General features: G+C 56.9%; 11 protein-coding genes. 4 read left to right on the top strand and 7 right to left on the bottom strand.

The annotated features are described in order from the left end of the window. Positions 1-72: 72 nt before the first annotated feature. Genes CR159_RS13840 through CR159_RS13830 form a run of 3 tightly spaced genes read right to left on the bottom strand, consistent with a single transcriptional unit; the run spans position 73 to position 2335 of the window. A complete protein-coding gene (locus tag CR159_RS13840) occupies positions 73-369 on the bottom strand; it encodes a DUF3325 domain-containing protein (protein ID WP_102074540.1) in 297 nt (98 codons plus the stop codon). Then, complete coding sequence (locus tag CR159_RS13835) at positions 369-2042, bottom strand: PepSY-associated TM helix domain-containing protein (protein ID WP_102074539.1); 1674 nt, start codon at positions 2040-2042, stop codon at positions 369-371. The genes CR159_RS13840 and CR159_RS13835 overlap by 1 nt, the downstream gene beginning before the upstream one ends. A gap of 5 nt (positions 2043-2047) precedes the next feature. Beyond that, positions 2048-2335: a DUF3649 domain-containing protein gene (locus CR159_RS13830; RefSeq protein WP_102074538.1), complete on the bottom strand. Its 288-nt coding sequence runs from the start codon at positions 2333-2335 to the stop codon at positions 2048-2050. Between the two features lie 312 nt (positions 2336-2647). Between CR159_RS13830 and CR159_RS13825 the strand changes: the two genes are divergently transcribed. After that, positions 2648-4774 carry a TonB-dependent siderophore receptor gene (locus CR159_RS13825; RefSeq protein ID WP_233208325.1) on the top strand — a complete coding sequence of 709 codons (2127 nt, stop codon included), beginning with the start codon at positions 2648-2650 and terminating at the stop codon, positions 4772-4774. A 50-nt stretch (positions 4775-4824) separates the two neighbouring features. On the opposite strand, the gene CR159_RS13820 is transcribed toward CR159_RS13825, so the two are convergent. Beyond that, positions 4825-5202: a hypothetical protein gene (locus tag CR159_RS13820; protein WP_143705465.1), complete on the bottom strand. Its 378-nt coding sequence runs from the start codon at positions 5200-5202 to the stop codon at positions 4825-4827. A 519-nt stretch (positions 5203-5721) separates the two neighbouring features. Here CR159_RS13820 and CR159_RS13815 point away from each other — a divergent pair. Further along, positions 5722-6756: an FUSC family protein gene (locus tag CR159_RS13815; RefSeq protein ID WP_233208324.1), complete on the top strand. Its 1035-nt coding sequence runs from the start codon at positions 5722-5724 to the stop codon at positions 6754-6756. A gap of 15 nt (positions 6757-6771) precedes the next feature. Here the strand turns inward: CR159_RS13815 and CR159_RS13810 are convergent, their stop codons facing one another. The 3 genes from CR159_RS13810 to fmdA form a co-directional block, all read right to left on the bottom strand. Next, positions 6772-7287: an AmiS/UreI family transporter gene (locus CR159_RS13810; protein WP_102074534.1), complete on the bottom strand. Its 516-nt coding sequence runs from the start codon at positions 7285-7287 to the stop codon at positions 6772-6774. A gap of 126 nt (positions 7288-7413) precedes the next feature. Further along, the gene (locus CR159_RS13805; RefSeq protein ID WP_102074533.1) at positions 7414-7755 is read right to left on the bottom strand and encodes an FmdB family zinc ribbon protein; all 342 of its coding nucleotides are present in this window, start codon (positions 7753-7755) and stop codon (positions 7414-7416) included. Positions 7756-7767: 12 nt separating this feature from the next. After that, on the bottom strand, positions 7768-8997 hold the full coding sequence (fmdA, locus tag CR159_RS13800) for a formamidase (protein ID WP_102074532.1): 1230 nt from the start codon (positions 8995-8997) through the stop codon (positions 7768-7770). Between the two features lie 319 nt (positions 8998-9316). Here fmdA and CR159_RS13795 point away from each other — a divergent pair, with 319 nt between their 5' ends. Beyond that, positions 9317-12691, top strand: a complete 3375-nt coding sequence (locus tag CR159_RS13795; protein WP_102074531.1) for an ATP-binding protein — start codon at positions 9317-9319, stop codon at positions 12689-12691. Further along, the gene (locus CR159_RS13790; RefSeq protein WP_102074530.1) at positions 12666-13676 is read left to right on the top strand and encodes a response regulator; all 1011 of its coding nucleotides are present in this window, start codon (positions 12666-12668) and stop codon (positions 13674-13676) included. The genes CR159_RS13795 and CR159_RS13790 overlap by 26 nt, the downstream gene beginning before the upstream one ends. Positions 13677-13750 lie beyond the last annotated feature (74 nt).

Genomic DNA, 13750 nt, shown 5'->3' with positions numbered 1-13750 from the left:
AAAGGGCAATTCCAATCAACTGAATATTACCGTAACCGCCAGAACACAGTGAAGCGCCAAAACACGGTTTTATCACCCTCGTAGCCTATGACCTGCCCTGGGCCGGTCCCTTAGCATCAAGACGATGAACACCACGCCGGCGCCCGCGGTGAGGCAACCGAACCATGCCACAAGACCCATAGACCATAAGGGCTGGCGCAGCGCGACGGCCAACGAACCGCAGAGCAGGACCCATCCCGCAGTGCGCAGCAGCTTCGTAACGCGCGAACTCAACAGGCGTCCAAACATGTCTTCCTGATGGCGTTCCATGGCCAACGCAAGGCAAGCAAAGGCCAGCACTGATAGCAACAGCATGCCCAGATAAGTCATCAGAGGGGCCCCGTGGCGGTGACTGACGGCGCAAGATCCAGGGAGGCGCCCGAAGCAGCAGTTCCAGGCGCACGCCTGGACTTGCGCGCGACCGGCCGCACTGCGGCCTTATGGCGCTTCACACGCATGGCCAACAAGGCATGCAACCCTCCGAACGCCAGCAGCGTCAGGTCGAATCCTGCGAACAGCCAATCACCGGTGGCGATGCTGTGCATGAGATTGCGATCGGTAGTGAGACCATTGACCAGCGGCAACAAGACCAGCAGCGCGGCGGCCAACCAAAGCAGTTCTATCCAGGCCCGCTTTGCCGGGCGTGCCAGCGCATAGGTCAAGGTAGCCCCCCAGACGATGAAGAGCAGATCGACCTCCCACACCTTGCGATCGGCCATTGCGGCCGGCAGCAGCCGGTTACCCCAGAAGAATGCAGCCATCGCCACAGACAGCCCTGCGATGGCCGCGATGTTAAGCCTTTCAACCAGGCGGAATCCGAAGTAAGGTCGCGCCGGATCCGGCAACCTGGCGCGCCGTTTCACCGTCCACATTACCAACCCTGTGCCAACCATGGCCGTACCCGCGAGGCTTACCAGGAAATACAGCCAACGCAAGGGGTAATCGGAAAAGCGACCCAAGTGCAATGCGTACATGACGCCACGTGTTTCAGCCGCCGCACCGACACGGTCTTTGGTCTGCAGCAACTGCCCAGTGGCGCCGTCGAACATCATGAACTGCGGGCTGGTCGAGACGCGCGCATCGTCGGCCCGCACGACAATCACGCGCGCCGACGCATCGCCGGGGTTATTGACGTTAACGCTGCCGACGCCATTACGGCCCCATCGTGCCTGCGCCTGTTCGACCATCCCGCCAACCGGCGCGAGCGCAGCCTTCTGTCCGCTCGGCTGGCCGGGGCGCACAAACGCGCTGAGCTCGGTTTGCATAGCCTGGCGCTGCGAGGCTTCTTTGAACGCGGCATCACTGCCCCACGGCATGTACATCAACATCAGTGTGATCAATCCGGTATAGGTGATCATGAGGTGAAACGGCAAACCCAGCACCGACAGCGCATTATGCGCATCGAGCCAGGAACGCTGGCCCTTTCCTCCCCGGAACGTAAAGAAGTCGATGAAAATTTTCTTATGCGTGATGACGCCGCTGACGATGGCGACCAGCATGAACATGCCGCAAAGTCCCGCAAGCCACCGGCCCCACAGGACAGGAAGGTAATGCAACTGGAAATGGAAACGATAGAAAAATTCGCCGCCGATGGATTCACGCACGCCGATCGCCTGCGCAGTAGCTGGATCCAGCGTCGCCCTTTTGAAGCGCTTATCATCGCGCCAAAATGCACTGGCCGTGTTGTTGCGTGCGTCGGGCAGACGGATGCCCCACTGCGTACTGGTCGGTGCCAGCGTCTGCATGGTTGCAATCAATCGTGGCGCCAAGTCGGCCGCATCGGCCAGTTGCAACTGGGCCGGGACGTCCGGCCGCATCCACTGCGAAATTTCATCGCGAAAGTAGCTGGCGGTACCAGTGAGGAACATGGCATAGAGCAACCAGCCGGCAAGCAGCCCCGTCCAGATGTGCAAATCCGACATGGTCTGGCGGATGCCGGGCGCCTTGGCAACTTTGCGCGCCGAAGCTCCGGCGGCGGCCTCGGTGGAGGTATTAGTTTGCATGGGTTTTATTGCATCCACACCGAGCTTGCGGCAATCGCAAGCGGCAAAGCCGCCACGAGCAAGCCGCCCCAGGCTCGCCAGGCCGACCTGACGGCAAACACCCACACAACAGCACTCGCGTAGACCGCAAAGCTGGCCAGCATGCCGGTAAGTACGGCTTCGCTGCGTGAGATAGGCAAGGCCACGGCGGCGACGCTGGCCAGTGCAGCAAGTGCGTAGCCACCAACTAGCGCTGCGACGATACGAGAGGCCAAAGGGCCTGCTGAATGGGTCAATCGAACAAGGGTATGCATGTCAGAGCAATGATTTGATGTACATAAGAGTCGAAGTTGACCCGATCGGGTTCACTGTTACCGCGAGGCGGTATGAATGAGAAGGATTCTCATTATAGTTAGTGAACTTCGAAAATTGCAAGAACTGCAGCGCTCCCCGCTATGGCTCGTCGTCGAAACATATGCTTTCAAATTAAATAGGATCGTTAATGATAATCATTCTTATTCCTGAATTATTATGCCCGCACTATAAATGCCAGGGAGAAGCACCAGATGTCGACGTCGTTCAACCAATCCAACCGGCCTGCGGCTTTGGCGGTCATCATATTCGCGATGGGGATGGCACCGTCCGTTTTCGCGCAGGAAGCCACCGAGGCGACACAGCTTGCGCCGGTAACGGTGGTCGGGTCCAGCGGAGAGGCCATCGGATACGTTGCGGAACAAACGTCGACCGCCACCAAGACGGACACGCCACTGATCGAAGTACCCCAATCGATATCGGTGATCACGGAAGACCAGATGCGCGAGCAAGGCGCGCAAACACTCAATCAAGTGTTGCGCTACACCTCCGGAATTGCACCGGAAACACGCGGCGCCACCGCGTCGCGCCTTGATCAATTCACTGTACGGGGATTTTCCGCCACCACACTGCTTGATGGCTTGCGCGTATTCGGCTCGCGCGACGCCCTGCCGCAAGTCGACGCCTACCGTCTGCAGCAGGTTGATGTACTTAAGGGACCGTCTTCGGTCATGTTTGGCCAGGGCGGGCCCGGCGGTGTAGTCAACCAGATCAGCAAGCGGCCAACGTCGGATGCGCGCAACGAGGTAGAACTGCAAGTCGGCAACTTCGACTACCGACGCGCCAATTTCGATTTCTCCGGACCCGTAGACGAGTCAGGCCAGTTCCTGTATCGGCTGACAGGGTCTGGTTATATGTCCGACGGCCAGCTCAACGAGACCGAAGAACGTCGCTATTTTATTTCACCGTCGTTCACCTGGCAGCCATCCAGCGACACCCGCTTGACGCTTCTTGCCAACTTGCAGCGTGATCCAGACATGGGCTCCTACGGCTCATTGCCCAGGGTACGCACGCTGGTCGACGCACCAGACGGCTACAGGCTCCCACCCGACTTCTACGATGGCGACGCCGGCTTCGAGACCAGCGACCGGCGCAATCATTCCATAGGCTACGATTTCGAGCACCGGTTCAACGATGCCTTTACGGTGCGCTCGAATGCGCGCTATTTGCATGCCGAAGGCGTCTACCGGTCGGTCTACTCCAACGGATACGTCCCGGGCAGCAATTATCGGCTACTGACGCGCAGCAAAGGCGGCACCGATGTGTCGATGGACACCTATGTGATCGACAATCACCTGCAGGGGAAATTCGTCTCCGGAGCGCTGGAGCATACAGTTGTCGCGGGTGTGGATTTTGCGCATCTGGACTCCGATACGCTTGCCAGCAGCTTCGATGCCACCCTGCCCCTGGATGTGTTCAATCCCAATTACCATCAGAATATCGGACAACTGAACTGGATCAGCGACACGAATCAGCGTCAATACCAGACCGGAGTGTATTTACAGGATCAAATCAAGATCGACCGCCGTTCGGTGCTGCTTGGCGGACGCTACGACTGGTCCCGCACGGTTACCAACGGCACCAACCTGACATCATCGGCCGCCACCTCGAGCGCAACACGCGCCGAGGCGTTTACAGGCCGTGTTGGCGTCATCTATAACTTCGATAACGGCATAGCGCCGTACATAAGCTATGCCGAATCATTCGAACCGCAATCCGGCACCGATGCCAACAACAAGCCCTTCGATCCGCTCGAGGGAGAACAATGTGAAATCGGCGTGAAGTACCAACCGCCGGGCACCAACGCCCTCTATTCCATGGCTGCCTTCGACACCCGTCGCAAGAACATGCTGACCACCATACCCGGCTGCGTGGGTTCACGCTGCCAGGAACAGACCGGGGAATTACGCACACAGGGCCTGGAACTGGAGGCTCGCAGCGAATTGGCTCGCGGATTGAGCGTGATCGCCAACTATTCATATATCGCCAACGAATACACCAAGGACAATGCCACAGCAACCCGCCCCAGCCTGGAAGGCACTACGCCTTATGGCATTCCGAAACACCAGGCATCCGTGTGGGCACGTTATCAGTTGCAGAGTGGCCCGCTTGCCGGACTGGGAATGGCTGCAGGAGCACGCTATCTTGGCAGCAGCTCTGGGGGCACAAACGATGCCTTCAAAGTACCGGCCGCCACATTGGTGGACGCCGCCATCGACTACGATCTCGGGCGCGCCAGCGCATCGCTGAAGGGCATGTCCGTAGCGCTGAACGTCAACAATCTGTTCGACAAGGAATACGTCGCTTCATGTTACTCGGAAGAATGGTGCTGGTATGGCTACCAGCGCAGCATACGGGCGAGCCTGCGGTATCGCTGGTGATTGATGCATTGCGGATCACGGACGCTTAACGTACCGGCACGACTAAAGCGCTAATAAAACCCTTGGCCTGGGCGGCGAGCCTGGACTGGAACTGAAAAATCCAGGCCCTTGACCGCCGCTTCAAGCTCGATGCCCGCGCCCAGGCGTCCCCATATCGTGCTCAAAATCGGATCCATGAACGGCTGCAGGCGCTGATTGATCGCCACGCCGACATCCTTCAAGATTGCACTGAAAAGGTCGCACAGCGTACTTTCGGACGGCATAAATTCGTCAATGATAAGATAGGCCGGATAGCCGTGCAGCGCGAGGGGTATCTCGACCTGGGAGATGCCGCCGAAGGCTTGTGAACCACCGCGTAGCCCCAGCAAGCCGGACGGCGCCGGGCGATTCGAGAACCATGCGACTCTTACGGTACTCAATACGCGCATGACTTTGCTTTCATGGTAGAAATGCTTGTCCGCATTAAAATAGTAAACCCGACGCTGCGGGCGGCCTGGCTGCGTCTCTAATGAAAACGCCGCTACTTCAGGTAAGGCTAATGCGGGCCTGTTACTTAATAAGCTTTCTTTCTTGTCTGCTGGATCAGTCATGTACGGCCAAGTCGCCATCAGTGGGCGGTAAATAAATCGAATGTTTGGAACGGTCGAGCGGCACTTTACACCCAAATCACTACCAACACTCGTGGCAGTCACTCGGTTGGCTCTGATAAAGCAGTTCTATTCAACTACTAGAACATACCGCCCATGCCTGTTCGCTCGGTCGTGTTGACCAGGAGTACCATATAAACTCCAAGCACTGCCACTTCCCCAATGCCGTCCAAGAAGAACGCCGCCACCCACACGCTGCCCACTCCCGCGGAGGGCCGAAAAGCCGTCGGTGTACGGTTACGTGCTACACGCAGAGGTTCAGCGCGCCATTTGCTGACCCGCTCACAGTTGCAGGAAAGCATGATCGTGGCGACACCACCACCGCTGCGCAACGCCTGTGTTGCCGGTTTCCAGGCCGCACTGGCCATACTCATCGCCCTAGCCCTTACGCACGTGTCGCCATGGCCGCAACTGGTCGGCTTTCCCGCCCTGGGCGCGCTTGCCGCTCTATTTGGACGCTACGCATCGCTGCAACGACGCAGGAAAATCGTATTCATTTGTGGCGCCCTATTGACCGCAGGCGTCTTTATCCCTTCATTGGTTTCCTTGGCGGGCGCCGCTCCGGCGGCAATGGTGGTGGTCCTGGCGTTGAGTGCCGGCGCTTTCACCATAGCGGTGTCGACATGGGGCCTGGGTGGCCCCGGGGCAGTTATTTTTGTGTTCGCCGCCGGTGCGGTAATGGGTCCGGTCGACGCGTGGCAGACGGTGGTCGAACGTACTGTGGCGACCGGCTTGGGAGCGCTGCTCGCTTTCACTATTTGCGCATTGACGGATCGCTTGCGATCACGAGAAGCGGCAGGCTCGGCCCCGCCGGCCTTGAAGCCACCGCCGATGTCACACCAGTTGGTTGTCGCCGGAAGAATCACCCTGGGCGCGGCCATCGTGGCGGGGATTTCTCATGCGGCGGGCTGGCATTATCCGGCTTGGGCCGCCATAGGCGCCACGGCCGTGATGCAGGGCACACACTTGCATGTAACCATGAACCGCTCTCTACAACGCATGGCCGGAACAGTGTTGGGCGCCTGCATCGTGTGGGCCATCCTGGCGCAGGACCCAGGCTTCTGGGCCGTGGCGGCGGCCATTGTGCTTTTCCAGTTCATTACTGAAGTGATCATCGGATACAACTATGCCTTGGGGCAAATTACCATCACGCCCATGGCCCTGCTGATGACCCACCTTGCCGCCCCCGTGGCCGCCTCCAACATGCCGGTCGAGCGTGTGTTGGACACAATCGTGGGCGCGGCGCTTGGCATTGTGTTCGCCTTGATTTTTTCAACGGTGGATGATCGCGCGTATCTGGCGAGGCGGCGCAGGAAGATGCAGGCTAGGCGCTGAATAGGTTCGTCCAGCCTAGCCCAAAATCCCATCAAGCAAGAGGTATCCTGGTAGCCAGCCCGTGAGGATGCCCTGAAGAATGGCCAGTACTCCGGTCATCCTTGCAATGGGTTTTTGCATTGCAAGCAGCAGGAAAAACAAAAACCATAGCAATGCCCAGGCCGCCCAGTTCAAGCCCAGCCAAATGTCCCAGGCCGTGGTGGAGTTTTGCAGGGTAGCAATGGAAACAGGAGTAATCGTGATTGCGACAAAAAGACTGAACCAACCCAGGCCGCGACCGTCTGCACCGTTGAACCGGTTGAAGGCCACCCACAGATATGTGAATGAGAACAATAGCGTAAGCGCTGCTGCCTTGATTGAACCAGCGTCGGCACCCGCTCCAAAGGCAAGTTGCAGTGCGACCAGTAAGGTGACCCCTCCTGAAAAAACGTTGATGACCCATATTTCCTTGTCACCAATATGATTAAGCAACCACAGTCCGTTGAGACTGAGCACGGCACCCACATAGAGAAGAGCAAGACCCAAGAGCATGGCAACTCCTTTGTTTCTTGTATTGGAACCAAGGTCGGTTTTATCGGGACGGTATAGCCGTCCTCATACCGGCGAGAAAGGATCAGCCTCGCCGGCATGCTTAAAAGCACCGCCCTTAGATGGGCTTTAGTGACTGATCATCCAGGGCCGTTTATCAGGAAAGGACCGTGTCTCGCCGGTACTGCCCGAGGCCGACTTGACCGTGGCCGAAGCGCAGCACCCACACCCGAAAGGGTGCGGCTTACTGGTGTAGGCCTTGGAATTTACCGGCTCGTGCGATGCTTTCTCGTTGACCGCCATGGCATGACGTCTCCCTCCTTTCATAATCGCCAGCCGGGGCGCATTAAGAAGAAGCCGCAATGACGGAGAAGCGCAAAACGGGCAGCCCACAACGGCATCACGCGCAGCAATACTGCTAAACGCTTCGAAGGGACCGCACTTGTTGCAAACGTAATCGTATGTGGGCATGGTCGTCCTCTGTTAAAGATCGGGTGAAAGAGGCATGTCCGCGCTTTCGAACTTCTGCACCACGGGACCTGCGGATCCGGGATTGATATCAAAATCAAATATCTGTGTTGGCAACCACAACGTTGCGCATGAGTTGGGAATATCGACAACGCCGCTGATATGCCCCTGGACCGGAGCCGTTCCAAGAATTGAATACGCCTGGGCCCGGCTATAGCCGAACTTGGTCATATATTCAATGGCATTCAAGCAAGCCTGTCGATAGGCCACGTTCACATCAAGGTAGTGCTGCTTGCCTTGTTCATCGACAGAAATTCCTTCAAAGATGAGGTAGTCGTTATAGTGCGGCGTGATCGGACTGGGTTTGAAAATGGGATTCTTGATACCGTATGCGGCCATGCCGCCCTTGATCACCGACACCCTCATGTGAACCCAGCCCGCCATTTCAATGGCGCCGCAAAAGGTAATCTCGCCGTCACCCTGGCTGAAGTGCAAGTCGCCCACCGACAAACCCGCCCCATCGACATAAACTGGAAAATAGATCTTTGATCCTCGTGACAGGTCTTTGATATCGCAGTTGCCACCATGTTCCCGCGGAGGAACGGTGCGTGCCCCTTCCGCAGCTGCTTTGTCCCTCTGCGCCCCGGTCAACTTGCCCATGTGGGCCGTCTTCTCGAATGGCGCGTTGGCCAATGGAGGTACGCGATTCGGCTCTGTCGCGATAAGCCCGACCTCGCGTTCGTTCCAGTCCGCCAGCATCTTGGGATCCGGCAAGCACCCTATCAGACCGGGATGAATCAGGCCCGCGAAGCTGACGCCGGGGATATGGCGCGACGAGGTGAACATCCCCTTGAAGTCCCAAATAGACTTTTGCGCCTCCGGGAAATGATCTGTCAAAAATCCGCCGCCGTTCTTCTTCGAGAAGAACCCATTGAAGCCCCACATTGAGTCCGACTTAGCGCCTATATCGAGGAGCTCGACGACCAGCAAGTCACCTGGCTCGGCGCCGCGCACGCCCACAGGCCCCGTAAGAAAGTGAACGATCGTGAGATCGATATCGCGGACATCATCGGCACTATCGTTGTTCTTGATGTATCCGCCGGTCCAGTCATATGTTTCAAGAATGAAGTCGTCGCCCGGCTTGACCCATGTTGCCATTGGAATGTCGGGATGCCAGCGATTGTGGATGTTCTCGTTTTCATAGGGCGATTGGTCTAAATCGACTTTTATCAGAGTTTCGGCCATCGTGATTTCCTCTCGAATCTACGTTTATATGGATGGAACTCGGAGCTTCCAACGTTCACTGGCCGGCCAAGGTTTGTACCGCTGCAAGCTGGCCGGATGCCGAGCTTCCTGAGGGGAATCATGTAGGCGCGGCCCTTTAACTCCAATACGTTAATTAACGTACAAACACACTGACCGCGAGGGATACGCCAAGGGTAAATCGCCTTGCGCAAAAATTTCAATTCGGGTAATTTGGCTTTGCGGATTTGACACTCTTCAAGAGTGTCAATATGCATCTGCAAGCGGCCGATAGAATAAGCTCATATTCAATGCGCAGCCAATGACTCCACAGAAAATCTTCCGTATTCGACGCGAATACAACCGATGGGTCGCCAATGAATCAATAGAAGATTATGCGTTGCGTTATACGCCGCGGAGCTTTCGCAAATGGTCCGAATGGCGTGTCGGCAACACGGCGATCGGTGCTGCGTCCTTCCTCGCACTCGAGGCGATAGGCGCAGCCATGGCATTGAGTTATGGTTTTTCCAACGCGCTCTGGGCCATTCTGGTCGTGGCTCTTATTACGTTCCTGACGGGTCTTCCTATCAGTTACTACTCCGCGCACTACAACATAGACATGGACCTGCTGACACGTGGCGCCGGCTTCGGATACATGGGCTCTACGATCAGTTCGCTGGTTTATGCAAGCTTCACGATCATTTTCTATGCGCTCGAGGCGGCTATTATGGCCGTAGCCTTGCAAATGTGGATCCCCTGGCCATTGGGTGTCTGGTACGTCATTTGTGCGCTGGTTATCGTGCCGTTCGTTGCGCGCGGGGTCACCCTGATTTCCCGCCTGCAGGTCTGGAGCCAGCCCTTATGGGTGGCCTTGCTGATAACTCCCTATGCCGCCATTCTGTGGAAACAGCCAGAAGCCTATTCGGCATTTACGCAGTTTGTCGGTTCAACTTCAAAAAGCAGTCAGTTCGATCCGGTCATGTTTGGACTAGCGGCCACGGCCGCCTTTTCTCTCGTTGCGCAAATTGGAGAGCAAGTCGACTTTCTGCGATTCCTTCCCGAACGGACTACGGCCACCCGGAGAAAATGGTGGACGGCCGTTATATTGGCGGGACCGGGATGGATCGTACCAGGGGCCCTGAAAATGCTGGGAGGCGCCTTCCTGGCACACCTGGTGCTCGCGTCGGGCGCGCCCGCAACCGACGCGCTGGAACCGACGCAGATGTATCTCCTGGGCTTTTCGTTTGCGTTCAGCGATCCAGGATGGATTCTCGGCATAACCCTGATCTTTATTCTTGTTTCCCAAGTCAAGATAAATCTGGTCAACGCCTATGCGGGCTCCCTGGCCTGGTCGAATTTTTTCGCGCGCTTAACTCATAGCCATCCCGGAAGAGTCGTCTGGCTGGTCTTCAATTGTTTGCTGGCCTTGCTGCTAATGAGCCTTGGGGTGTTCGAGGCGCTGGAAAATGTACTGGGCTTCTACAGCAATGTTGCCGTCGCCTGGGTCAGTACCCTGGTGGCGGACCTGATGATAAACAAGCCCCTCGGTCTAAGCCCAAGAGGCATCGAATTCAAACGCGCACATCTATATGACATCAATCCCGTAGGACTGGGGACGATGATTATGGCCGCAACGGCCGGCATTGCCGCTTTTTCAGGGTTGTTCGGAACGGAGCTCGCCGCATTTTCACCGTTCATCACCATGGTCGTATCCTTTCTGCTCTCGCCTTTGCTGGCATGGCTGACTGGGGGCCGCTACTATCTGGCACGAGAACCAATGGCCGCCGGTGAGCCGGGACGTATGATTGCATGTTCGGTTTGCGAAAACAGTTTTGAGTCGGAAGATATGGCGCACTGTCCTGCTTACGAATCAACGATTTGCTCGCTATGCTGCACGCTCGAATCGCGCTGTAACGATCACTGTAAAAAGCGATCGCGAACTGCAGAACAGGCACAGCAATTGTTATCCAGGATACTGCCTGCCTCACTAACCCATATGGCCAGCCACAGGGTCAGCCGTTACATAGTGGTCATGCTTTCCCTATGCACGCTCGGAGCCGTGGCTCTGGGCCTTCTTTATGCTCATCAGCTGACCATTGCGACAACGCTCGGAGCACGCGAGCTAACTGGCGGAATTTTCATCAAACTGTCGGCGGTATTGCTCATTATCGTCGCGGTATCAAGCTGGCTTATCGTGCTGGGCAGCGAAGGCCGACGCCTGGCTCAGGACGATCTGAATCGTCAGAACGAGCTTCTCTTGCGCGAAATACAAGCGCACGAACGCACGGATGCGGCATTGCAAAAAGCCAAGGAAGCCGCTGAGTCCGCGAACCAGGCCAAGACGCGCTATGTCGCAGGCATATCTCATGAATTGCGCACACCGCTCAACAGTATCTTGGGTTACTCGCAAATCCTGCTCAGGAGCGAGCATCTGCAACCCGCGGCGCGCGCCGCCATGCATACAATCCAGCACAGCGGCGAACACTTGCTCGGACTGGTGGACGAGCTACTGGACCTGGCACGTATCGAGGCGGATCGGGTACGGCTTGAGATGGCGGCTGTTTCGCTCGGCGAATTCCTCGACGAACTGCTGCTGATGGTACGTCCCCAAGCAGAAGCTAAAGGCCTCTTGCTGCTTCACACCCGTAGCGGAGAAATGCCGCCTTACGTGAAGGTCGATAGCAAACGGCTACGACAAATCTTGATCAATCTGCTCACCAACGCAATACGTTTCACCGATGCAGGATGGGTGAAGCTTCACGTGGAGTGCAGTACAGGCTCGGTATTGTTGGAGGTCGCCGACACTGGCATTGGCGTCGCAGAGCAGGATAAGCTGCGGATCTTCCTTCCTTTCGAGCGCGGCGCCGTCGGGCGCTTACGAGGCGAACCGGGCGCCGGCCTGGGACTTACCATCACTGAAAAACTCGTTCAGCTAATGGACGGTACTTTAACCCTCAAGAGCTCTCCAGGCATTGGCAGCTCGTTCATCGTCCGATTACCTGTCATCAAAGTGGAAGCCGGCGAACAGGCGCCGCATCGCGATGTCACGGGACACGCTGGAGTCCGGCGCAGACTGCTCGTGGTCGACGACCAGGCCGTGCAACGACATATGCTCACCGACATGCTGACTCACCTGGGTTTTGATGTTCTCGAAGCCGCCAGCGGTCAAGAATGCATTGAGGTCATGAAAACGCTATCTGTAGATGCCATCCTTCTGGACATCAGCATGGACGGACTCGACGGCTGGGAAACGGCAAGACATCTGCGCACCATCAATCGGGTAACGACACCTATCATTTTTGTCTCGGCAAGCGTATTCGGGAATGCTGACGAAAAATGCCGTCAACTGGGATGCCAAGGGATCATTGCCAAGCCAGTCATGGAATCCGAGCTGATGCAGACCTTGCAAAAGCAACTGGGACTGGAATGGATCTACGCACATCCCTTTGCGCAGAGCCAAGCCTCCAATGCGCAGATGATGAAGCTTACGTTTCACAAAGATACGTTGGCCGAGCTGCTACAACTGACGCGCATGGGGCACATAAGGGGCCTTTGCAGCGCGATTGAACATATTGCCGCCACGGACCCTGAGCTTTCCGAATCCTGCCAGAACGCCAAAGAGCTCCTCGATCGATTCGAGCTTAACGCGCTGGAGCACGCCTTAATGGAGAATGAGCATGACCTATCCTCTTCCTGACAATCCAGAAGGTCGCCTGATAGTGCTTGTTGTCGACGATGTGCCAGCCAGCCTGGGCGCGCTGTATGAAACGCTGGAAGCGGCAGGCTATATAGTCCTCGTCGCGTGTGATGGATATACGGCGTTGCAACGACTCGCGCGAGTTATGCCGGATGCCATTCTATTGGATGCGATGATGCCTGGCATATCGGGATTCGACACCTGCCGCCGAATCAAGGCTGACCCCGCCACGCGACATCTTCCTGTAATCTTCATGACCGGACTTTCCGAGACAGCACATGTACTCGAAGGCTTTGCTTGTGGAGGTGTGGATTATGTAGTGAAGCCGGTAGACGCTTCAGAGGTCCTTGCACGCCTGCACACACATCTTGGCAATGCACGGGCTTTCCAGTCCGCTCAGGTTGCGATCAATGCCTACGGACTTGGCGTGATCATGATCAACGATGAAGGGATCGTTTCATGGAAGTCGTCCTACGCGATTGAACTACTCATGCACTACGGCATTGAGCCGGAGTCGACCACGATACCGAGCGCATGGTGGTCTAAAGAACCGGGCACGGTGACAATAAGCATCACCGATCAGCCCACGGCCAGAAGCTTGGTGGTGCGCAATATGGGTGCCGCAGGCGTAAACGAAACCATGCTGCTGATTGAATCAAAGAATAGCCTGGATATGCTGCCGGACCGCCTCGCCAGCGCCGCGCTGACGCCGCGTGAGATAGAGGTGCTTTCCTGGCTGGCCAAGGGCAAAACCAACCGCGACATTGGAGACATCCTGGATCGAAGCCCGCGCACGGTAAACAAGCACCTGGAACATATTTTCGAGAAACTGGGAGTGGAAACACGCTCAGCCGCGGTGAACGTATGGTCGTGCCTGCGTGGCGGAGCTGCCGATATGCCAATAGAAACGCTCTACAGCCCCAACCACCGCAACACGCCCCGCCCCGCCATTCGGCCGCTCGCAAAGCAAGCCGTCAATAAATAGCCGCCGGTCGGGGCCTCCCAATCCAGCATCTCGCCTGCGCAGAATACGCCGGGCATATTCCTAATATGCGGGAA

The organism is Pollutimonas subterranea (assembly GCF_002849655.1).
In the GTDB taxonomy this organism is placed as follows: domain Bacteria; phylum Pseudomonadota; class Gammaproteobacteria; order Burkholderiales; family Burkholderiaceae_B; genus Pollutimonas; species Pollutimonas subterranea.
This window is presented reverse-complemented; position numbering and strand designations above follow the sequence as displayed.

What these genes read in the sequence shown, in the direction of transcription:
- CR159_RS13840 (WP_102074540.1), bottom strand. Translation starts at nt 369, where the DNA reads ATGACTTATCTGGGCATGCTGTTGCTATCAGTGCTGGCCTTTGCTTGC.
- CR159_RS13790 (WP_102074530.1), top strand. Translation starts at nt 12,666, where the DNA reads ATGAGCATGACCTATCCTCTTCCTGACAATCCAGAAGGTCGCCTGATA.
- CR159_RS13835 (WP_102074539.1), bottom strand. Translation starts at nt 2,042, where the DNA reads ATGCAAACTAATACCTCCACCGAGGCCGCCGCCGGAGCTTCGGCGCGC.
- CR159_RS13825 (WP_233208325.1), top strand. Translation starts at nt 2,648, where the DNA reads ATGGGGATGGCACCGTCCGTTTTCGCGCAGGAAGCCACCGAGGCGACA.
- CR159_RS13805 (WP_102074533.1), bottom strand. Translation starts at nt 7,755, where the DNA reads ATGCCCACATACGATTACGTTTGCAACAAGTGCGGTCCCTTCGAAGCG.
- CR159_RS13795 (WP_102074531.1), top strand. Translation starts at nt 9,317, where the DNA reads ATGACTCCACAGAAAATCTTCCGTATTCGACGCGAATACAACCGATGG.
- CR159_RS13815 (WP_233208324.1), top strand. Translation starts at nt 5,722, where the DNA reads ATGATCGTGGCGACACCACCACCGCTGCGCAACGCCTGTGTTGCCGGT.
- CR159_RS13820 (WP_143705465.1), bottom strand. Translation starts at nt 5,202, where the DNA reads ATGCGCGTATTGAGTACCGTAAGAGTCGCATGGTTCTCGAATCGCCCG.
- CR159_RS13830 (WP_102074538.1), bottom strand. Translation starts at nt 2,335, where the DNA reads ATGCATACCCTTGTTCGATTGACCCATTCAGCAGGCCCTTTGGCCTCT.
- CR159_RS13810 (WP_102074534.1), bottom strand. Translation starts at nt 7,287, where the DNA reads ATGCTCTTGGGTCTTGCTCTTCTCTATGTGGGTGCCGTGCTCAGTCTC.
- fmdA (WP_102074532.1), bottom strand. Translation starts at nt 8,997, where the DNA reads ATGGCCGAAACTCTGATAAAAGTCGATTTAGACCAATCGCCCTATGAA.